Origin of the sequence: Helicobacter pylori, assembly GCF_001653475.1 — a bacterium.
In the GTDB taxonomy this organism is placed as follows: Bacteria; Campylobacterota; Campylobacteria; order Campylobacterales; family Helicobacteraceae; genus Helicobacter; species Helicobacter pylori_CM.
The window spans coordinates 1029581-1050561 of sequence record NZ_CP011487.1; the positions used below are offsets into that span (position 1 = coordinate 1029581).

A 20981-nucleotide genomic window follows, 5' to 3' on the forward strand; every position below is an offset into this window, starting at 1 on the left:
CTTATTGTTTAATCCCCAATAAAGTGTCTATCATCCGATCAATAGCGGTAATGACCTTAGCGTTAGCCGCATAGCCGCTTTGAAACTTGATTAAATTCACCATTTCTTCATCCACGCTCACTTGCGAAATAGAAAGTTGCTCTTTTTTAATGGTCTCTAACATGCTCTTTTTAGTGTCCAAGATACGCCCTGATTTTTCAGCGTCCGTGTTGATTTTACCGGTTAAAAATTGATAAAACTCGCTGATTTTCATTTGTTTAATGTCAAACTTGTCGTTATAAAAATCCACGCTATCGTATTGCAATTGCTGCATCATGTTCGCCACATCAAAATTCCCGTTAATGGGGGCAAGCCATGGGCGGATAGTGGTAGGCTCTTTTTTGTATTCTTTGTTCAAACTGATATTAGAAGCGTCATCGCCTTGAAAAAAAGGGTTGAGCTTTAACGCTCCCATAAAATTCGTGCCGTTATCTTTCATAGAAACAAACAACCCTTGCGAAGCGTTTTTAGGCTGGATAACAAACTTTTTAGTCTCATTGTTAAAGCTCGCTGTGAAATAATCATCAAAATCATTTTCGGTGTTATTGTCTTGATTGTCATCAGTATTAGCGTTAATGGCTTGGATAATATCGTTCATGGTTGTAATGGGCGTGATAGCAATGGTTTTTCTAGCGATTTCTTTACCATCGGTGTTGTAAGCAATCAAGTCAAACGAGCCGTTTTTGATATTGTAGTTAGTGTCTTTAAAGGCTTCATCGCTATTAAACTCCACAGGCTCGCCCTCAATATGATGACTCGCGCTTTGAGCGTAAATCGCATTAGTGGATTCTATCAAGCCCCTAGCAAAAGAATCCAACAAATCAATATAATCTTGCAATTTGCCCTTCAAAGTCCCATTAGAGCCGTCATTATACACATTCAATAACGCCCCCACTTTTCCCTGATTGAGCCTGTCAGTAATATTAGTAACCTTAAAATCATCGCTTTGAAAATAAATCTGGTTCAAACCCCCTTTATTTTCGGATTCTTTAACCACTAAAGGATGGAAAATAGATCCATCAATAATATTGAATCCATGCCCGATATTAAGGTTATAGCTCTCATCAAAATCTGCTGAGTCTTTATCTGTGAGCGAATGGGTTTTAATACTGCTTTTAAAAACATTCCCCCCTAAAAGCTCTCGCAAATGGAATTCCAACTCATCTCGCTTATCCCTTAATTCATTCGCATGCTTTAAACTCTTGTTATTTTCCACTTCTTTGATGTGTTTATTGATCTCAGCGATTTGAGAACCCAGGCTATTGACTTCTTTGATAACGCTTTTTAATTCTTCACTCGCCTTATGCTGTAAGGCTGTTAATCTTTCTCTGGTGTCTTTAATGTTGTGCGTTAAAGCTTCTGTTTTTTGAGCGAGAGCCTGTTTTTGAGCGGAGTCTTTGGCGTTTTTAGACAATTCTTTCCATGAATTAAAATAATCTTGCAAATCCGTAAAAAGGCTCGCTTCATCAATGTCCGGAAAATACGCGCTCGCTTCTTTTAAATGCGAAAATTCTGTATCGTAATAAGTGTTTTCGTAATGAGCCTTCGTGTAACGAGAAAAAACAAACTCATCATGCACCCTTTCAATAGCTTTTACATCCACGCCCATATTCACATTTTTAGTGCCATACATGTAAGCCTCTTGAGGCTTTGCGATCACGCGCTGACGGCTATAAAACTCATCGCTAGCGTTAGAAATATTATTCCCAGTAACATCCACCATGCTCTGATGGGCTTGCAAGCCGGTGTAAGAAGTGTTGAGTGAAGATAAAATCCCGCCCATTTTACGCCTGCACTCTTAAAAAATGACTCCCCACATGTCTAGAGCCTTTATAGTCGCAAGTGTCATGGGGAATGATTTGTTGGATAAGAGAAGAATAAAACTCAGAAACCGCAAACGCCATGCGCGAATAAATCAAGTTTTTTTCTTTCAAAACAAGCAAAGACTCTCGCATTTGGTTTAAAAAATCGCTCGTTTTTTCGTCTAATAATTCACTCATTTCTTTATTAGGGAATTGATTTTTTAAAGACAACATTTGCACATCTATATTTGCTTTTTCTTTTTCAAAAGTTTGAATCGCTAGCTGTTTTTGATGGTTTCTTTCAAAAATTTCGGTGTGTTTAGCGAGCTTAATGTCTCTTATATCGCACTCCGTTAAATCAATCAATTCTTTCAATTGGTTTAGCGCGTTTTCTAAATGAGAATGTAAAACGACCATAACAAATCCTTTAGCTCTTGTTTCAGCCGTATTCAAGCAAATACTATGCCATTTTATTTTATTATAAAAACCCAATTTCTTAAGGGGATAGTGAGGTATTTTGAAATCATTCTCCCCTTAAAGCTCCCTTATTAAATCGCCTTTAACATTTCTTTAGCGATAGTAGCAATCACATTCACGCTCATGGCATTCCCCGCTTGGGATAGCAAATGGCTTTCTTTAAAGTTAGGATTACCTTTAATCTTAGCGATCAAATCCCTAGGAAATCCTTGTAAAAGCAAGCTTTCAGTTGCGTTTAATTTTTTGATTTTGCCTTTTTGGATATAAAACAAGCCATGCCTTCCTGTCCTTAAAGTAGGAAAAACATTGAAATACAACCTTAAATCAGATTGTCTTGTGTCTAAAACGGCGTTTTCTAAAGTTAAGATATCCTCTAAAGAAACCCGGTTATGGTTGTATTTATTATGCAAATATTTCTGAAATGCAGCGTTATTGGTATCCAAATAGCATTCATTATCAGCGTCTAAAAAATCCTTGAAATAATAATCATTGGCTAAACCTAAAGGGAAATTAAACGGGTGTTTCAAATCCTTCCTAAACCCTACGATATAAAGGCGTTCTCTTTTTTGGGCTAATTGGAAATCAGCGCTGTTTAAAATTTGATAATAAGTTGTATAGCCCGCTTCTTGCAAGGCTTTGATAATGGTTTTAAAAGTTTCTTGTCGCTTATGGTTGATTAAGCCCTTAACATTTTCAAGCAAGAAACATTTAGGCTGTTTAACTTTTAAAATGCGAATAAGCCCATAAATAATAGTCCCTCTTGTATCATCAAAGCCCTTTCTTTTACCATTAATAGAAAAAGCTTGACAAGGAAAACCGCTAATGAGCGCATCAAAATCGGGTAAATCATTAGAGTTGATTCGCATCAAATCCCCAAAATTATGAGTGTCTTTAAAAAATAATTCATAAGTTCTAAGGGCTTCATGATTGATTTCTGCATGCCCTACGCATTTTAAATGGCATTGCTCCAAGCCCAAACGGCCTCCACCAATACCAGAACAAAAATCCATAAAAGTTAAAATTCCCAATCAACCATTCCTAACATACAACTAAAAACACGCCCTATTTAGCGGCAAACTCATTCCAAAACATAAAAAAACTAAAATTTAATGAAAAACAAAACGACAGGCAGAATAAACCCCCCCTAGAAATGAAGCCCTTAAACCCCCTAGCTTATCCCCAATAAATCCTGTGCCATTTTGTGAGAAGTCTCATGCAAGTTGATTTTATACTGGTTATTTTCAATAGCTTGCTTGATTTCAGCTACCCTATCAAGAGTGGCTTCATTATTTTCAACTTTTTCATTCTTTTCTACACGCTTGTAATTCCCCAAAGATTGCACCGGAGCAAGAGAAGAAACGGCATTGATCATTGTAAAATCCTTTGATTTGATATTCATCTCATTACAGCAAGTATCGGCAAAAAAGAAAAAAAGTTAATGGATTTTTGAAATCTGTTTTTGCAATTCCTTACCAAATTTCTTGGTGGTGGTGATGGGTTTTTTCCCGGTTTCTGCCACAGAGCCAAAAGATTGCGATTGTAAACTTTTAAACATAAAAAACATCAAAAAAATTAAAATATAGCAAAACAAAAAAAAGCAAATGGTAGGGAACAGCCAATTTTTGAGATTAGAACTATTCATGACCTTGCCTTTTAAATACTCCTATACCCTAACTACCCATGCGAGCATGAGCAACCACAGCCCCCACCTTTCTTCCCACCATGACCCCCATGACCGCCACAGCAACCTGTCCCACCGCCATGGTGTGAAGCTAAAATTTCTTCTTCGCTCACTTCCCTAAAACCTAAAACCTTGAAACGAAACGCTAAAGTTTTTCCGGCTAACGGGTGGTTATAATCCACCATCACATGCGTGTTGCTAAAGTCTTTGATGGTGGCTTGAATGGTTTGATGATCTTCAGTTTGCCCAAAAACGCTCATGCCTTTTTCTAATTCAATGCCTTCAAATTGATCTCTAGGGACTTCTTGCAAATAGCTGCTTTCATAAACCCCATAAGCTTCTTCTGGAGCGATAACAACCTCTTCCCACTCGCCAATTTGAGCCTTTAATACCGCTTTTTCTAACCCTGCTATGATTTGATTAGCACCTATAATAAACTCTAAAGGCTCTTTAGAAATATTGCTGTCTAGCACAACGCTAGAGCCTTGCTCTCTCACTTCATATTCAATCAAAGCGGCTTGTTTGATTGACTCTAAATCATGGTTTTGCATGCTGGTGTTTCTCCTTGTTTTCTAAGATTTTTTTTGCCATTTTAGCTTGTTCGCTTGAAGGATACAAGTGTTGCAAAGTATTTAAGAATTTATAATAGTTTTGATCGTCTTTGATTTTTTTAAACGACCATGCCGTATGCCACAAAAGCACAGGCATGTAAGACGCTTTTTTATTTAAAAGAGCGCTCTCTTTGTAATACTTGATTGCTTCTTTATATCTCTTTTCTCCATAAGCCACTTCTCCAAGCACATAACGCACATAATAAAGTCTGTAACTATTGGCTTCTAACCACAACAAACGCTCTTTGGCTTCTGCATAGGATTTATTTTTAAAAAAAGACAGAGCTTCTTGAAAAATCTCTTTTTGCTTAGACAAATCTTTATCAAACTCAACTTTCGCCTTTTCTTGAGTTTTTCCCTCTTGATTTTTTGGGGCTTCGGCTTTCAAAGGGGGGTTTTTATTAGCCGGAGTGCTTGATTTGAGCGGCTTTTCAGCTTTTTCCTCTTGTTCTTTGAGAGCTTTTTGGATTAAGGCGATTTGTGAAACCAAATCCTGGCTTAACTTGGTCAATAATTCACTCATCTCTTTATTTTGCTTGTCTAACTGCTGGATAGCTTGCTGGTTAGCGTGAATCTCATTCCTCAAGTCATCTAAAGTTTGCGATTGTTGCTTAAGCGTGTTAGCCTGTACTTCTTGCAAAGCTTTTAAGGCTCGCAAGGATTCCTCTTGGGAAAGAATAGCGTTATTGAGATCCTTAATCTTATTAGCCTGCCCTTCATAAACACTCCTTAGACCCTCTTGAGCTTGAGTGTTAGCCTCCACTTGCGAATGGATCTTGGTCAAAATATTAGAAAAATTCTTACTATTGACTTGCAACTGCTTGAGTTCTTTTTTGGTCGCTCCGCTTTGCAAATCAAACGCTGAAGGCTCCCCATTGAGAAAAAAGGGAGCGACAAAAGGGATAAAAAAAAGCCTTTTCATCCTAGAATTACTTCACTAATTTGACATCCACTCTTCTGTTTTCTTTGTAGCATTCTCTAGTTTTTTGGGTACATTTGGGCTTGGTTTCACCAAAACTGATGGTTTTGATCATATCTTTTTCTACCCCTTTAATGACTAAAGCGTTTTTCACGCTCAAAGTCCTTTTAACGCCAAGTGCTTGGTTGTATTCGCTAGAACCAAACTCATCGGTATTGCCTTCCAAAAGCACTTGCATGTGGTTTTCTTTAGCTTTTTGCACGATCTCATCTAGAGTCTCTTGATCGGATTCTTTGATCTCATACTTGTCAAAATCAAAATGAATAGAAGCGATTATAGTCCCACTCTCAACAGCCGGCTTTTCTTCAACCACTGGAGCTGGCTCCTCTTTAGGCTCTTGTTTTTCTTGAACTGTCTCTGTAGAAACAGGTGCACTTTGAACCGCTTTAGTGCTCACATCACCAGCCACGGTTTCTTTATCCATGTTGTGTTTACAACCAGCTATAAATAAAAAAGCTACCAAGAAACTCAATACAGAAGATCTTTTCATTATAAATTCTCCAAGAATAAAATTTAATAAATGTAAATATTAACTCATATTCGCTTAATCTAACCTTACCAATCAAAGGCTTGTATTTTCACATTCTTTAAAGGGAATAAAAAACTCTGATTATAGTCTAGTAAAATAAGCCCCATGGCGTATTCTTGGGGTGTCTTTTTGATATACATGATATTTCTCCCATCCATAGAAAAACGAGGCATCTGGTTAGAGCCATTCACGGTAAGTCTACGGATATACTTGCTGTTTAGAGTGATCAGATTCAAATTAAACACCGTTTTGCCAAATTCATTAAGATTTTCCCTGCTCACATACACAATACTATCTTTATAAGCGTCAATGGATTCATTGCTTCTTCCTTCATAAAGGAGTTGCTCCGCACTCTCTTTTAACCCCAATTTCTTCATATAAATGTTAGGATAACCTGATCTATCCGAAACAAAAGCCATAGACTTGTCATCTTCTAAAAACACTCCTGAAACATCTATCCCAGGATAGCGCGTTATTTTGGTTTTAGTTTTTTTATGCGTGTCATACAAATACACATCCGGTTGGCCATCAGGGGCTAAAGACATTAAAATTTTAGAGCCATCAGCACTCACGCTAGAGACCACAGCCATTCCTTGAGAGCTAGCGATATTCTCATGAGTGGCTTTTTGAATGTTATATTTTAAAATCATGGGCACTCTTTCGCCATACTGCGTGTAATAAAACTCCGTTTGCTCAGCGTTCGCCCATTTAGGGAAAATATTGAGCCTGTTGTTTTTGATGATTTCTTTTTGATAGCGCATCGTATAATCGGCTAATGCGATGTTTGTGATTCCTGGTCCAATGTATTTAGAAAAAACAATAAGGCGCTTCATCCAAGCGATAGAAGGGGCTTTTAAATAATCATTCACCACAATGGCCATGTTGTGCGCTGCAAAAGGGTATAAATCTGAACTTAAAATGGGGTAGTCAAAAGTCTTTTTGAGCGTTTCTGTATCCACATCATAAAGCTTTAATCGTGAAATTTTATTGCCGTTTTCTACCGCCACACCCACAAGTGCTACAAGATGGACTTTTTTATCCTTGAGTTCTGCGTAATTGATAGCGCCTTGATCCTTGTTTTGAGAAACATCAAAATGCTGACTAGTCTTTAAATCATTCGCCAAGACTTCATGCAATTTTAAAGCGTAATTGGCATCGTTATCTATAGAGTAGCGCACTTCAATCTTGGGAAGTTTTTGAATGGTTTTAATAATATCTAGTGTTTTATCTGTTGCAAAAAGCCCTATAGTGTATATTAAAAAAAGCCATAAATACCTCATTGTTCTTCCTTAGTGGTGAAATTAACTTTAATAGAAATCATGTTTCCTCCAGGATATGGGGGAAAATCCACTTTCTTTAAATCATTTAAAAGGGTCATCACACTCTTGTTATAATCCTTAAAATCGGAGTAGCTAAGAATGGTATAATCAAACTCTCCATCTTTAGTGATCATAATCAGCACGCTCACTGAAGCCTTGTGATAAAAAACCCCTTTCCAACCTTTATATAAAATCTGATAGATTTGAGCATACCACTCTTGATAGGCTTTTTCATCAACCCCATCTTGTTTAGGGATTTGCAAATCTAAAGTCTTGTTTTTAACGCTTTCTAGTTTTTGCGCGAATTGATCTAAATTCTGTTGCAAACCTTTCAACATTTCTTGGTTTTCTTGGTTTTTTCTTAAGCGTTGCCGTTCTTTTAAACGCCTTTGCTCTTCTTGTTCATTTTTTTGCTCATCTTTTTGAGCGTTTGTGTCTGTCTTTTCTTGAAAATCATTGAGTGAAGAGAAAATATTTTCAAGGCTTTCTTCTTGTTCTTTAGGATCAATAAAATCGCCCTCCTTATCGGTTGCATTTTTTTCAACTACTTTTTCATCTTTTTTTTCATCGCTTGGCAAATCTTCTAAATTCAAATCAATGACTTGTTCGTTTTTTTTGCCCAAATCCAAAAGAATTTTCTCCGCTTCTTTATTGTGCCTTTCTAATAACAAACCATACAATAACAAAGCATAGAGCAAGAACGCTAAAAATCCAGAAACAACAAAGATCGCGCTCTTACTCATGCAAATTAGCCCTACTTTTTAAGGACTTGTGATTAAAGAAACTTTTAAAAAACCCGCTTCTTTAATCGTTTTTAACAAATAAATCACTTTGTCATAAGTCAATCGTTTGTCCGCGCGGATACTAACCCTAGTATCTTTATCGTATTTCTTAGAAAGCAAGTTAAAAGTATCCGGGAAGGAGTTGTATTCATAGGTTTGACTATCTATATAGATTTTTGCGTCTTTATCCATGCGGATCTCTATCATTTTATCTTGAGTGGCTCTAGCAGTTTTTGAGCCAGAAGGCAAAGCAATCTCTTCTTTATAAGTAAGAGTGGGCGTCGTTACCATAAGAATAGCCAATAAAACAAGCATCACATCCACTAAGGGCGTGATATTGAGTTCTGGTTTGTCCTCATCCCAATAGTTATCATAATTCATAAAAACCTTCTAACTCCCTATTTAAGATATTTATAAAATCCCCTTAAAAGCTCTATTTTTTAGAAGACAAAATATCCACTTGCATCTGCACATAAACCGATAAATCATACACCTTGCGTTTTAAAATCAAGTAAAAAGAATAGGCTGGAATGGCCGCTAAAATCCCTGCAGCGGTGGCGATAAGAGCCTTAGAAATAATGGGTGCGATCACCCCAAAAGAAGCTTGACCTAACGCGCCCAAATTGTTAAACGCTTCTAAAATTTCAACCACCGTTCCAAACAAACCAATAAAGGGGGCTGTAGAAGAGATAATGCTCAATACTACTAAACCTGTCGTGCTTTGCTTAAGAACCTGGTGTTTCCAAGCCTGCAACAATTCATTAGAATACCTTTTGGTCTCATCATTTCTTTTTTTATTAAACATAAAATGTTCTGGAGCGTCTTGCACCCCATTAAGAATGTTAGACAAAGATTGCATCTCGCGCCTGAGTTCAATCTTTAGCACAATGCTCTTATACAAAAAGACCCACAAAGTCATCACCAAATAAAGCGAAATCCAAACTAAAACAAGCGTGGTAACAAACCCGCTCTTATTGAAAAAATAAACGATTGAATCTAACATGATTATCCCCTTAAAGAGACTCAATCTTAGCAAGCACGCTAGAGACCGCCAACCTGTCAGAGCTTGCGTCCTCTAAAAGCTTTTTAGCCCTAGAGATAGCATCATCTCTGTCATCTGATTCTTTTTTAATAAAGACCGCCCCATCGGCTAAAATATCCACCCGTTCTTTGGTAACTTCTGCATAACCCCAATTGATCGCAATGTGCTCTTTTTGGTTTTCAGTTTCAATCTCAATCACTCCCGCTTGAAGCAAGGTGATCATGTTGCTATGTCCATAAAGCACCCCGAATTCCCCTTCAACTCCTGGCAACACAACGCTTTTAACCTCTCCTGTATAAACTTCCCCCTCAGGAACTACCACACTAATTTTCAACAAAGCCATGGCAAAACCCTCAGGAATTTTTCATGTTTTTAGCTTTTTCTAAAACCTCTTGAATGCTGCCCACCATGTAAAATGCGTTTTCAGGAATATGATCGTATTTACCCTCTAAAATCCCCCCAAAGCCCTCTAAAGTCTCTTGAAGAGTCACATACTTACCAGGACTTCCCGTAAACACCTCAGCCACAAAAAACGGCTGGGATAAAAACTTCTCAATTTTTCTGGCTCTCTCAACAATCTTTTTATCCTCTTCGCTCAATTCGTCTAATCCCAAAATCGCAATAATATCTTGCAAATCCTTGTATTTTTGCAAAACCTGCTGGATACCGGTAGCGATTTCATAGTGCTTCTCGCCGATCATTTGAGGGCTTAAAATCCTTGAAGTGGAATCCAAAGGATCAACTGCAGGATAAATCCCTTTTTCAGCGATCTTTCTATTCAATACCGTAGTCGCATCCAAATGCGTAAACACTGAAGCAGGGGCTGGGTCAGTCAAGTCATCTGCTGGCACATAAACCGCTTGAACCGAAGTGATAGAGCCATTTTTAGTGGAAGCGATACGCTCTTGAAGTTTCCCCATTTCCCCGGCTAGCGTGGGCTGATACCCCACGGCTGAAGGGATACGGCCTAATAGCGCGCTCATTTCCGCACCGCTTTGAGCGTATCTAAAGATGTTGTCAATAAACATCAGCACATCTAAGCCCTTTTCATCACGAAAATACTCCGCCATAGTCAAGCCAGTGAATGCGATGCGGTTTCTCGCGCCTGGTGGCTCATTCATTTGCCCATAGCACAGTGCAACTTTGTCTAAAACGCCCCCTTCTTTCATCTCAAAATACAGATCATTCCCTTCTCTGGTGCGTTCCCCCACACCTGCAAACACCGAATACCCATTATGCTTATAAGCCACATTATGGATAAGCTCCATAATGATCACTGTTTTCCCTACGCCAGCCCCACCAAACAAGCCTACTTTACCGCCCTTAGAATAAGGCGCGAGCAAGTCAATGACTTTGATACCAGTTTCAAACATTTCTGTTTTAGTGCTTTGCTGCTCAAAACTAGGGGCTTTTCTGTGAATGGGCCAAGTTAAGGACGGCTTAAGAGGCTCTAAATTGTCAATACTCTCGCCCACAACATTAAAAATGCGCCCTAACACTTCTTCGCCCACAGGCACTTCAATCATTTTGCCGCGAGCCTTGACGGCTTGGTTACGCACTAAGCCTTCTGTCATATCCATAGCAATCGCTCGCACCCGATTACCGCCCAAATGGGCTGCCACCTCTAAAACTAAAGATTTTTGAACGCCATTGACTTCAAAATTAATGTCTAACGCTTCAAAAATCGCCGGTAAATAGGACTCAAACTCCACATCTACCACAGGGCCTAAAACCTGAATGATTTTACCTTCCATCGCTTTCATCGCTCCTTATTTTAATATAATTTTTATTTTAGGGCTTCTACGCCCGCATTGATTTCTACTAGCTCGGTCGTAATCGCCTCTTGTCTGGCTTTATTGTAAGAAATAGTTAAGGTTTTAACCAAATCTTTAGCGTTATTCGTCGCTGTATCCATAGCCTGCATTCTAGCGCTATGCTCTGCGGCTAAAGAATCAATCAAAGCGTAGTATAAACTATACTCCACATATTTTTCTGCCAAAGAGTCTAAAATTTCATCTTCACTCCCGCTTGGCTCACTAGTAATAGTCTCTTGCGTCTCACTAGGCTGAGAGTTTTGGTGGATGATTTTATACCCAATAGGCAAAATTGTTTTGACTCTTATTTCTTGACTGATCATGTTTTTAAAGCCATTATGAATGATGATGACCTTATCGGTTTTCCCACTCAAATAATCCTCTACCACTTTTTTCATGAATTCCTGCGCGCGTTCATAATTAGGCATAGAACTCAAATTATTGATCTTGTCTAAAACCTCTATCCCATTAAAGCTAAAATACTCATTACCCTTTTTACCGATACTGCGCAAACGCACTTTAATGTCTTTTTCTTTGTATTCATTCGTGCATGCCAAAACTTTTTTAATAGTATTGGTGTTAAAACCCCCACAAAGCCCCTTGTCGGCTGTGATAAAAATAATATCCACTTTTTTGATTTCAAGTCTTTCTAGTTCTCTAAAATACTTGCTTTGAATGTCTTTAATCCCTTGATTTCTCATCTTGGATAGCACATCATCAAACACAGCGTCTAGTTTCAACGCATACGCTCTAGAATTTCTTGCAACTTCTTCGGCTTTTCTTGACTTTGAAGTGGAAACGAGTTTCATTGCATGCGTGATTTTTTGCGTGTTTTTAACGCTTCCAATTTTCTTTCTAATGTCTCTTAAATTCGCCATATTCTAGCCGTCTCCTACTCGCTATAAGTGAGCTTAAATTCCTCTAAGACTTTTCTTAGCATGGCTTCTAAATCCTTATCTAGCGCTTTTTTAGTATGGATTTCTTCTAAAACTTGGGGGTATTTTGCTTCCAAGAAAGGGTGCAGTTGCTCTTCAAAATCCACGACTTTTTTCATGCTCACGCTATCTAAAAAGCCCTTAGCCCCAGCGTAAATAATGACCACTTGCTTTTCAATAGGTAAGGGCGAATAAGGGGCTTGTTTCAGCACTTCTACCATGCGTTGCCCCCTTTCTAATTGCTTTTTACTCGCTTCATCTAAATCAGAAGCAAATTGCGTGAAAGCTTGCAACTCTCTGTATTGCGCTAAATCCAGGCGTAAAGTCCCTGAAACCTGCTTGGTCGCTTTGATTTGAGCGGCCCCTCCAACCCTTGAAACCGATAAGCCTACATTGATAGCCGGGCGGATCCCTGAATAAAACAAATCCGTTTCCAAGAAAATTTGCCCATCTGTAATAGAAATGATATTCGTAGGGATATAAGCTGAAACATCGCCCGCTTGAGTTTCCACAATAGGGAGCGCGGTTAAAGAGCCTGCACCCTTTTCATCGCAAAGTTTAGCCGCTCTTTCTAAAAGTCGTGAGTGGATATAAAACACATCTCCAGGAAAAGCCTCCCTACCTGGGGGTCTTCTCAAAATCAAAGAAATCTCTCTGTAAGCGACAGCATGCTTACTCAAATCATCATAAATGATTAGGGCATGGCGGGCATGATCTCTAAAGTATTCCCCCATAGCCACACCTGAATAAGGGGCTAAATATTGCATCGCCGCTGAATCTGAAGCCGAAGCGTTGATCACGACGCTGTATTCCATCGCTCCGTATTCTTCTAATTTGCGAACCACTTGCGCGACAGTGGATTCTTTTTGCCCAATAGCCACATAGATACAGATCACATTTTGCCCTTTTTGGTTAATGATCGCATCGATCGCTACAGTGGTTTTACCGGTTTGTTTGTCCCCAATGATCAATTCCCTTTGCCCGCGCCCAATAGGCACCAACGCATCAATGGCTTTAATGCCTGTTTGCAAAGGCTCATGCACAGATTTTCTGTCCATAATGCCTGGGGCTTTTTGCTCGATGAGGCTAAACTCATTCGTTTCTATCTCACCCTTGCCATCAATAGACTCACCCAAAGCGTTCAACACGCGCCCTACAACCGCATCGCCAACAGGAACTTTCATCAAACTCTTCGTGCGTTTAACGCCAGTCCCCTCTTTAATATTGTTGCCAAAACCAAACACAATCACGCCAACGCTATCTTCTTCTAAGTTAGCCGCAACGCCTTTATCCCCTGTTTCAAACTCCAGCACTTCATACGACATCACACCATTTAAGCCATAAACCTTAGCCACACCATCAGCGTATGAAACGACTTTTCCTACTTCAGCCATATCGCAATCAAGTTCAAAATTCTTGATTTTTTCTTCAATAACCGAGCTGATTTCTTCCAATTTTAGTTGGGACATTATCTTTATCTCCTTAGATTGATTAAATAGATTGAATAATCTGTTTTTCTATTTTCTTTAAAATATCTTCTTTAGAAAAGCCTATTTCTAAATCCAGGCTTGAAACGCTCAAAGAAACCCCTTTTTTAGACCAAGTGTCTTGAGTGATTTCTACAGGAGCGTTAAAACGCACTTGCAATTTTTTTTGCACGGCTTCTAGTTCATTATTTCCAAGCTTTTGCGGGACTAAAAGTGTGGCTTCTAAAGTCTCTTTAGAATCAAAAGACAGCTCTTCAGTGATCAATTCCAACATATCAAGCCTGTTATTTTTTAACACCACTTCCATTACAGGCTTTAAGACTGAACATGCTTTTGTGGAAGTTATTTTTTCTAAGATTTCAAATACAACCTCTTTTTTAACTTTTAAAGAAACATGGGCTAACACCCGGTTGAGTTTGTGCAATCTTATGGCTTCTGCTACATTTTTAAGCCCCACAACAATTTCTTCCAATAACGCTAAATCGCTTTTAGTGTGGTTTTTCAACGCCTTAGCATAATGCTTAGCGATCACTTTTAAATCTTGCATTTAAAGCCTTTGTTTCAAAATATTCACGCAATCTTGCGCATTGAAAGAGACTTTTTTGCTCTCTCTTAGATCTTTAAAAACGCTTTCAACCAACTCTCTTTTGATCTTTTTAACTTCTAAATCCATCAACGCCTTAGAATTTTTGATCAAATTTTCCACATCCATTTTGGTTTGCAATTCGTATTTTTGCGTGATCGTGTAAGCTTCTTTATTCGCATCAGAAATAATCAATTCAGCTTTTTCTTTGGCTTGCTCTAATTCTTTTAAGAGTTTTTTCTTATTCTCTTTACTCACTTTAAGTTGGGCTTGAATTTCTTCTAAGCGTTTGGAGATTTCAAGGCTTTTGGAGCGTAAAAATGAACGCAGTTTTTTAGCCAAAAAATACCACAAAATCCCCGCAAATAAGAGAAAATTTAAAGAACGCTCTATAATATCTGTTTGTGAAATATCCAACCCAGTAGCACACAAAGGGCTTAAAAGGATCAAAAACCCTAACACCATTTTAACTAAAAACATCCATCAACTCCCTAAACCCATAGCTACACGCTTGTTTAATTCGTCTTCAAATACCGGTATTTGCACTTGCAACTGCTCTTTTAAGACTTGCTTTTCATTTTGTAATTGCTTTGCAAACGCTTCAAACTCTTGATTGAGTTCGTTCTCTTTTTGTTTGATCACAGCGTTATAGGACTCTGTAGCTTTTTGAATCGCTTCAGCTATCATTTCCCTACGCCTTTCAGCAGCTTCTTTAAGAAGAGTCTCAATTTGATGGCGGATCTCCACGCTTTGGGTGTTATCCGTTTTAATTTTAGCCAAGCTATCCTTTATCTCTGCCTGTCTGTTATCCATAAAAGCCAACAAAGGCCTATACACCCAAACATTCATCGCCCACAACAATAACACAAACACCACAAAAACAACCGCCATTAAATAGGGGTTAACCGATATATTCATAACCTATTTCTTTCCTAAAATCCTATAAAATATTTGAAACTCGCATTTGTTATAAAAACATTAACTCTATCTTAACAAAAAATCGCTTAAAATTTGAGAATATCTAAGCATTAAAACATCATTTTTTTCATAAAAGCCTCTAAAAGAGAATTTTTATAACATCGTAAAACGATTTTATTCCCTTTCAAAGTTGCTTTAAGCTTGTAATGATCCCACAAACTTTGATTAAAGCGTTCCAATTCATCTTCAGCGATGAGCGTTTGGGTTTCCCTGAAACCATGTTTTTTATTTTCAGAATTTGCGTTTATTTTAAAATCGCGCACTAAATCTTCTGTCTGGCGCACGCTGAGTTTCTGCCCCATAATGGAGTTTAAGATCAATTCTTGTTTTTCTTCATCCAAACCCACCAAAACTTTTGCATGCCCTGAAGTGATTTTTTCTTCTAAAAGAGCGTTTTGAACCTTAGAAGAGAGCGTCAATAAACGCATGATATTAGCCACATGGGCTCTGGATTTTTTAACGATTTTAGAGAGCTCTTCTTGGGTCATTTGATAGCTTTCAAGCAATTCTTTATAAGATTTGGCTAATTCTAAAGGGTTTAAATCTTCTCGCTGGATATTTTCAATCAAAGCGACTTCACGCATTCTTTCTTGCTCAATATCCACAACAATCGCTTTAATCGTAGGCATTTTAGCCAATTTGCTCGCTCTTAAACGCCTTTCACCGGCGATCAAATGGTAATTCCCGTTCTCACTCACCACTAAAACCGGTTGCAACAAACCATGTTCTTTAATGGATTGCGCTAATTCTTCTAAAGAATCTTCGCTAAAAACCTTTCTAGGCTGGTAAGGATTAGGCATCACCTCATCAATACCAAGCTCCACAACCCGATTCGCTCTTTCATATAGCCCCTGTTCATACACTTCATTGATTTCAGGGAAAATATCCGCTAAACCCCTACCCAACACTTTATTTTTTGCCATCACTACCCCTGAAGAATGCTTTGAGCTAATTTTTGATAAGCGATACTGCCATTAGATTTAATATCATAGAGCAAGATAGGCTTACCAAAACTAGGCGATTCCGCTAGTTTCACGCTTTTAGGGATCATAATATACTCTCCTGTAACCGCATCTCTAAAAAACTCTGAGTCAAAATACTTAAACAATTCCGCTAAAACCCCTTTTGTCAAATTGAGTTGAGGGACATGCATCGTGGGTAAAAAACCTCTGATTTTGAGCTTAGGGTTCGTGCTTTTTTGCAGCATTCTAATGGTGTTAAGCAATAATTTAGTGCCTTCAAGGGCAAAAAACTCGCATTGGATAGGAATGATCACCGAATGGGCTGCTGAAAGCGAATTGATCGTGAGAGGCCCTAGAGCCGGCGGGGAATCAATAATGATATAATCATAAAGCCCCACCACGCTCTCTAAGGCGTTTTTGAGCATGAGCTCGCCTCGTTTGTTCTCATCTTGGCTATCATAAAAGGTTTTTTCAAACCCGGCTAAACCCAAATTAGAAGGCACTAAATCTAAAAAAGGCATTTGGGTTTTTAAGATCACTTGAGAAATTTGCTTACGGCCAATCAACACATGATAAATATCATAATCAATTTTATCGCGCCTAAAACCCAAGCTTGAAGTGGCGTTAGCTTGAGGGTCAAAATCAATCAACAAGATTTTTTTTTCATGCACCGCTAAAGAAGCCGCTAAATTAACCGCTGTTGTCGTTTTACCCACACCTCCTTTTTGATTGGCCACTGCAATGATTTCATTCACCATACTCACATCCTACTATATATCTTATCCTTAATGCAAATGCGGCCGTCTTCTAACAATTCCGCACCTCTCAAACTCACCGCTTCGCCACAATCATTATGGAAGCTAAAAGAGTTGTTTTTATGGAATTCTAACGCATACTTACTTAAAACTTCCCCCCAAAAAAGATTTTCTTCTATTTTTTTTAAAAAGCCCTCTATAATCAAATCATCGCTTGCACCAATATCTAAACATGCCCATTTCTTTGAAACCCTATTCACGCCAATGCCGCACACCCGCATGTCTTTATAAATATTAACCAGCACGCCCCCTATTTTTTGATCCTCTACATACAAATCGTTAGGCCATTTAAGCCAGGTTTGAGAGCCTAGCTCTTTTAAAACTTCTTTGAATAAAAACCCTAAATACAAAGCGTTCGCTTGCATGGGTAAATCTTTAGGCAAATCGCTTGCGTTTAAAGCGAGCGAAAAAGTCAAAGCGCTTTTCACGCCCTCCCAAATATTCCCCCTACTGCCTATCCCAGCGCTTTGGTTTTTAGCCAAGATCAAAATGGGGGCTTTGAGTCCATCGTTTTTAAGTTTTTCTAAAAGATAGGTTTGCGTGGAAGGCAAACTCTCAAAAACTCTTTTTTCACATTGTCTCATGCTAAAATACCGCCCGCTTTCAAACGCTTGCCATTCAAATAATCCTTCGCTTTCAAAGGCTTTTTACCAACCGCTTGCAACCTTGCTATACGCACGCTGCCTTTCAAGCAACCTACAAGAACGCCTTTTTCATCAATTTCTAAAATCTCGCCTTCTTTATAGCTCTTTTCATCCTCCACCAACTCCACTTCTAAAAGTTTAAGGTTGTTTTCTAAAAAAATTTCAGGCCAAGCTTTAAAAGCGAGCGACTTTAAAAATAACTTTTTAGCGTCTTTAAAACCCACTAAACCATCGGCTTTGGTGATTTTTTTACAAAAACTAGCCTGCGCGTGATCTTGAGGTTTTGGGGTGATGGAAGAGAAATTTTTGAGCGTTGAAAGGAGTAAGGTTGCCCCCATATGCGCTAATTTTAAACTTAAAGCGTCTAAATTCAAATAATCTTCTCTTAAAAAAGAAGCGCTTTCTAAAATATCCCCGCTATCCAACTCCAAATCCATAAGCATGGTGCTTATACCATAAATCCTATCGTCATTGAGTATCATTTCATGAATGGGCGAAGCCCCCCTGTATTTAGGCAATAACGACGCATGCACATTGATGCAAGGGGCGATTGTTAAAACCTCTCTAGGCAAAATCTTACCATAAGCCACCACCACGATAAAATCAGGCTTTAGATCTTTTAAGATTTGAGCTTCAGGCTCTTTCAAACTTTGTGGCTGGAAAATGGGGATATTTAAACGATTTTCTAGAATGTATGTTTTAGTCTCTGGGGCTTTCAATTCCTTTTTACGCCCAAAAGGTTTATCCATTTGAGTGAATAGCCCCACCACTTCTATATTGTTATCCTTATTTTCAACTAACGCCCTTAAGATCACTTCAGCAAAACCAGGCGTTCCCATAAATACGATGTGCATGTTATTCCTTGTTTTTAGTTTTATCTTTTGTAATGCCATACTTTCTTTCACGATCCTTAAAAGCTTTTTCGCCTCTCTCTAATTTCAATAAATCCTCTTTATATTCATCGCTCTCCATCATAAAAGACTGCACAACTATCTTATTATTCTCATTTTTTAACTGAATAATTAACTCTGCATCAGCGTTCAAAACAAAATTAGCGTTATGGGTGGCAAAAATAATTTGTCTTTTTTGTTTCTGCTTTTTAATTAAAGCAACTAAATAATTAGCGATTAAAGTACTATCCAGGTGTGCTTCTGGTTCATCAATGATGATGGGGTTATTCCCTAAAGATAAAAGGACAACCAATACAGCAGTGCATTTTTGCCCAAAGGAAGTTTTATTTAAATCTCTTTTGTCATAACAGACTTCAAAAATTTTATATTTTTCAACATTCATTAAATGTTTGAGAATGAGAAGCCGATAGATTTGAAAATGAATTTCTCTATCCAATATATTCTTCATGGTTTCATAAAATACCGCTTTTTTATTTTCAATTGAGCTATAAAGCTTTTCTATAAATTCTGCGTGTTGCATACCTGTAATGTCTTTTAATTCAATTTTCTTTAAAGATTCCTTGATTTTTGATTGGTGTCTTTGGATATTCAAACCCTTATCCACTAACTTATCAAAATCCTCAAAAACCCCTTCAAAAATATCTTTATTCAAACGATATTTTATGGTAATTGGTTTCACTTCTTTGTGCTTTTTTGAAATTTTTTTAAAATCAGAATTGATTTCTTTTAATTTCTCATTGATTTGTTTTTCAAACTCTTCAATATTTTTATTAATACTTTCATGAGAAAAACCCTTTATTTTGTTATCAATCTCTTCTATTTCATGCTCTAAATCATTAACATTCATTTTTATGTTTACCAAATATTCATTAGCGGTTATAATATCTCCTACACTTTCATCGCTCACACCTTTTTCTTTAATAAGAAATTTCCCAATCTCTTTGCGTAATGTCTGGAGTTCTGATTCTAGCGTCCTTATTTTCTCGTCATCGCTATTAAAACACCCATTTTTTATACTCTTATCTATTTCTTCAAGTTCCTTACAAATATTTTGTTTGAGCTGGTTATAGACCTTATCATAGCTATTTTTTTCTTCCATGTTTTCTTTTGGTTCAAAATTCACAACCCGTTTTAATTCTTTAATAAAAGTCAAAAACCCCTCTTTAGATTGTTTTAAGTCAATTAGCACTTTGCGTTTTGCTTGCAATTTGTCTCTTTTGTTCAAATAGTTTTTATCTGTATAAGCATCTGCAATACTTTGGTATTTCTTGCTTGTTTTTTCGCTCTCTTTTAGTTGTTCTTCCAGTTTGGTCTTTTCTTGCCAATATGCGATCTGCTCATCAAACTTTTCAATGCCTTTTGTAATTTGCCTTTCTAACTCCTTAAGTTTTCCACTTAACTTGCTATCTATTCTGTTAAAAATAACCTCTGTGAATTTTGAAACATTAGTTGCAAATTCTTCTATCTCATTTTGAGCTAAATACTCTACGCTATCCACTATGTCTATGTCTGGCTGTATCTTTATATATTCTTGAATGGTTTCATGTTTTAAGCCTTTCACAAAACTTTTATCTTTAATTGCTGAGACTATCAATTGCAACAAAGTGCTTTTACCACTCCCTCTACCCCCTATCACACAAGTAAAATACGGACTAAAAAATAGTTTTTCATTAAATCCTGCATAACAAAAAGGAGTATCGCCTTTTTCATCGGTGATTTTTACCTCTCCATCAAAGCACAACTCTACACAATCTATCTTATGCAAAGGGTCTTGAGATTGCCCTTGATCAATACTCACTCTTGTTTCTGGCTCATAAATAATTTGCTTTAACCCCTCAAAAGTTTTTTCAGCCTTTATCCAAGTGTATTTTTGCCCTATTAACTCCTTTTTATGGGCATCACTACTCTGCAAGAGAGGTTTGTTATATCTATCTCCAAGCCAAAATTCTCTATCCTTTTTAAGATTTTCTTGGTTATCTGATGAGTGGATTAAAAAATGCGACTTATTAATGACTTTTTTGTAGATAGTCTCATTGCGACTATCTTTTTCAAGAAACTCACATTCAATACCGCCATGCCCCCTTGATAAAAACCCTAATAAATATTTATCTTTTAATTTTAATGATTCCTCTTCCAAACACTCCAACAATTGATCAAAACTAACTAACGCTTTCTTCAAACCATCTTTTTCTAAATCGTCAAGCACATAATAAGTCCCATCAACATTGGCTTTCATTGTTGATAAAAACCTTTTTATGCCATCACTTGAAACCTCATCTGAAAAAATAATGTGAAAATCCAAACAACCATTCTTATTATTTTTATAATCCAACCTGACTTCTAAATTATAAAAAACCTTAATACCCCTCTTTTCTATTTTTTCTTTTAATTCAAATTCTTTCTCATTAAACTTAAAATAGTTCGTTAGTCCAACACAATCAATCTCGCTATCGCATAGTTTTTGTATAAACTCCTCTTCAGAACATTTATACGTCTTATTATTTAAATATGTATATGGCGTATGTACATGCAAATCCCATTTATGCCAACTTGAACCTTTGTTATTATTACCCATATTTTCTCCTAATATA

General features: G+C 37.4%; 24 protein-coding genes. All 24 read right to left on the reverse strand.

Annotated elements, in window-relative coordinates:
- Position 1: 1 nt before the first annotated feature.
- The 24 genes from flgK to AA974_RS05030 all read right to left on the reverse strand — a co-directional run bounded on the left by flgK (position 2) and on the right by AA974_RS05030 (position 20965).
- Complete coding sequence (gene flgK, locus AA974_RS04915; protein ID WP_064433663.1) at positions 2 to 1822, reverse strand: flagellar hook-associated protein FlgK; 1821 nt, start codon at positions 1820 to 1822, stop codon at positions 2 to 4.
- Between the two features lies 1 nt (position 1823).
- Positions 1824 to 2258 carry a hypothetical protein gene (locus AA974_RS04920; protein ID WP_064433664.1) on the reverse strand — a complete coding sequence of 145 codons (435 nt, stop codon included), beginning with the start codon at positions 2256 to 2258 and terminating at the stop codon, positions 1824 to 1826.
- A 131-nt stretch (positions 2259 to 2389) separates the two neighbouring features.
- On the reverse strand, positions 2390 to 3346 hold the full coding sequence (gene dcm, locus AA974_RS04925; protein ID WP_196207221.1) for a DNA cytosine methyltransferase: 957 nt from the start codon (positions 3344 to 3346) through the stop codon (positions 2390 to 2392).
- A 140-nt stretch (positions 3347 to 3486) separates the two neighbouring features.
- Positions 3487 to 3690 (reverse strand): flagellar biosynthesis anti-sigma factor FlgM, encoded by a 204-nt coding sequence (locus tag AA974_RS04930; protein ID WP_001895838.1) that lies wholly within the window; start codon positions 3688 to 3690, stop codon positions 3487 to 3489.
- 63 nt (positions 3691 to 3753) lie between these two features.
- Complete coding sequence (locus tag AA974_RS04935; RefSeq protein ID WP_001088955.1) at positions 3754 to 3960, reverse strand: hypothetical protein; 207 nt, start codon at positions 3958 to 3960, stop codon at positions 3754 to 3756.
- Between the two features lie 32 nt (positions 3961 to 3992).
- Positions 3993 to 4550, reverse strand: coding sequence for an FKBP-type peptidyl-prolyl cis-trans isomerase (locus tag AA974_RS04940; protein WP_052920053.1), 558 nt, complete (start codon positions 4548 to 4550; stop codon positions 3993 to 3995).
- Positions 4537 to 5532: a hypothetical protein gene (locus tag AA974_RS04945; protein ID WP_064433665.1), complete on the reverse strand. Its 996-nt coding sequence runs from the start codon at positions 5530 to 5532 to the stop codon at positions 4537 to 4539. The genes AA974_RS04940 and AA974_RS04945 overlap by 14 nt, the downstream gene beginning before the upstream one ends.
- A gap of 7 nt (positions 5533 to 5539) precedes the next feature.
- The gene (locus AA974_RS04950; RefSeq protein ID WP_064433666.1) at positions 5540 to 6079 is read right to left on the reverse strand and encodes an outer membrane protein Omp18; all 540 of its coding nucleotides are present in this window, start codon (positions 6077 to 6079) and stop codon (positions 5540 to 5542) included.
- A 65-nt stretch (positions 6080 to 6144) separates the two neighbouring features.
- Positions 6145 to 7398 (reverse strand): Tol-Pal system protein TolB, encoded by a 1254-nt coding sequence (gene tolB / locus AA974_RS04955; RefSeq protein WP_064433667.1) that lies wholly within the window; start codon positions 7396 to 7398, stop codon positions 6145 to 6147.
- Complete coding sequence (locus tag AA974_RS04960; protein WP_064433668.1) at positions 7395 to 8180, reverse strand: energy transducer TonB; 786 nt, start codon at positions 8178 to 8180, stop codon at positions 7395 to 7397. The genes tolB and AA974_RS04960 overlap by 4 nt, the downstream gene beginning before the upstream one ends.
- An 18-nt stretch (positions 8181 to 8198) precedes the next feature.
- On the reverse strand, positions 8199 to 8600 hold the full coding sequence (locus tag AA974_RS04965; protein WP_001105106.1) for an ExbD/TolR family protein: 402 nt from the start codon (positions 8598 to 8600) through the stop codon (positions 8199 to 8201).
- 52 nt (positions 8601 to 8652) lie between these two features.
- On the reverse strand, positions 8653 to 9222 hold the full coding sequence (locus AA974_RS04970) for a MotA/TolQ/ExbB proton channel family protein (RefSeq protein WP_064433669.1): 570 nt from the start codon (positions 9220 to 9222) through the stop codon (positions 8653 to 8655).
- Between the two features lie 10 nt (positions 9223 to 9232).
- The gene (gene atpC, locus AA974_RS04975; RefSeq protein ID WP_001196318.1) at positions 9233 to 9604 is read right to left on the reverse strand and encodes an ATP synthase F1 subunit epsilon; all 372 of its coding nucleotides are present in this window, start codon (positions 9602 to 9604) and stop codon (positions 9233 to 9235) included.
- Between the two features lie 10 nt (positions 9605 to 9614).
- Positions 9615 to 11015, reverse strand: a complete 1401-nt coding sequence (gene atpD, locus AA974_RS04980; RefSeq protein WP_064434073.1) for a F0F1 ATP synthase subunit beta — start codon at positions 11013 to 11015, stop codon at positions 9615 to 9617.
- Between the two features lie 32 nt (positions 11016 to 11047).
- Positions 11048 to 11953 carry an ATP synthase F1 subunit gamma gene (gene atpG, locus AA974_RS04985; RefSeq protein WP_064433670.1) on the reverse strand — a complete coding sequence of 302 codons (906 nt, stop codon included), beginning with the start codon at positions 11951 to 11953 and terminating at the stop codon, positions 11048 to 11050.
- A gap of 14 nt (positions 11954 to 11967) precedes the next feature.
- Complete coding sequence (atpA, locus tag AA974_RS04990; protein WP_064433671.1) at positions 11968 to 13479, reverse strand: F0F1 ATP synthase subunit alpha; 1512 nt, start codon at positions 13477 to 13479, stop codon at positions 11968 to 11970.
- Positions 13480 to 13501: 22 nt separating this feature from the next.
- Positions 13502 to 14044: a F0F1 ATP synthase subunit delta gene (locus tag AA974_RS04995; protein WP_064433672.1), complete on the reverse strand. Its 543-nt coding sequence runs from the start codon at positions 14042 to 14044 to the stop codon at positions 13502 to 13504.
- Positions 14045 to 14560, reverse strand: a complete 516-nt coding sequence (locus AA974_RS05000; RefSeq protein WP_000480445.1) for a F0F1 ATP synthase subunit B — start codon at positions 14558 to 14560, stop codon at positions 14045 to 14047.
- A gap of 3 nt (positions 14561 to 14563) precedes the next feature.
- Positions 14564 to 14998 (reverse strand): FoF1 ATP synthase subunit B', encoded by a 435-nt coding sequence (locus tag AA974_RS05005; RefSeq protein WP_080471037.1) that lies wholly within the window; start codon positions 14996 to 14998, stop codon positions 14564 to 14566.
- Positions 14999 to 15108: 110 nt separating this feature from the next.
- Entirely contained in the window at positions 15109 to 15981 is an 873-nt protein-coding gene (locus AA974_RS05010) for a ParB/RepB/Spo0J family partition protein (protein WP_064433673.1), read from the reverse strand.
- 2 nt (positions 15982 to 15983) lie between these two features.
- Positions 15984 to 16775, reverse strand: coding sequence for a chromosome partitioning ATPase Soj (gene soj, locus AA974_RS05015; RefSeq protein WP_064434075.1), 792 nt, complete (start codon positions 16773 to 16775; stop codon positions 15984 to 15986).
- A gap of 5 nt (positions 16776 to 16780) precedes the next feature.
- Entirely contained in the window at positions 16781 to 17419 is a 639-nt protein-coding gene (locus tag AA974_RS05020; protein ID WP_064433674.1) for a biotin--[acetyl-CoA-carboxylase] ligase, read from the reverse strand.
- Positions 17416 to 18333, reverse strand: a complete 918-nt coding sequence (gene fmt, locus AA974_RS05025) for a methionyl-tRNA formyltransferase (RefSeq protein ID WP_064433675.1) — start codon at positions 18331 to 18333, stop codon at positions 17416 to 17418. Before fmt ends, AA974_RS05020 begins: the two co-directional genes overlap by 4 nt.
- A 1-nt stretch (position 18334) precedes the next feature.
- On the reverse strand, positions 18335 to 20965 hold the full coding sequence (locus tag AA974_RS05030) for a TrlF family AAA-like ATPase (RefSeq protein WP_064433676.1): 2631 nt from the start codon (positions 20963 to 20965) through the stop codon (positions 18335 to 18337).
- Between the last annotated feature and the right edge of the window lie 16 nt (positions 20966 to 20981).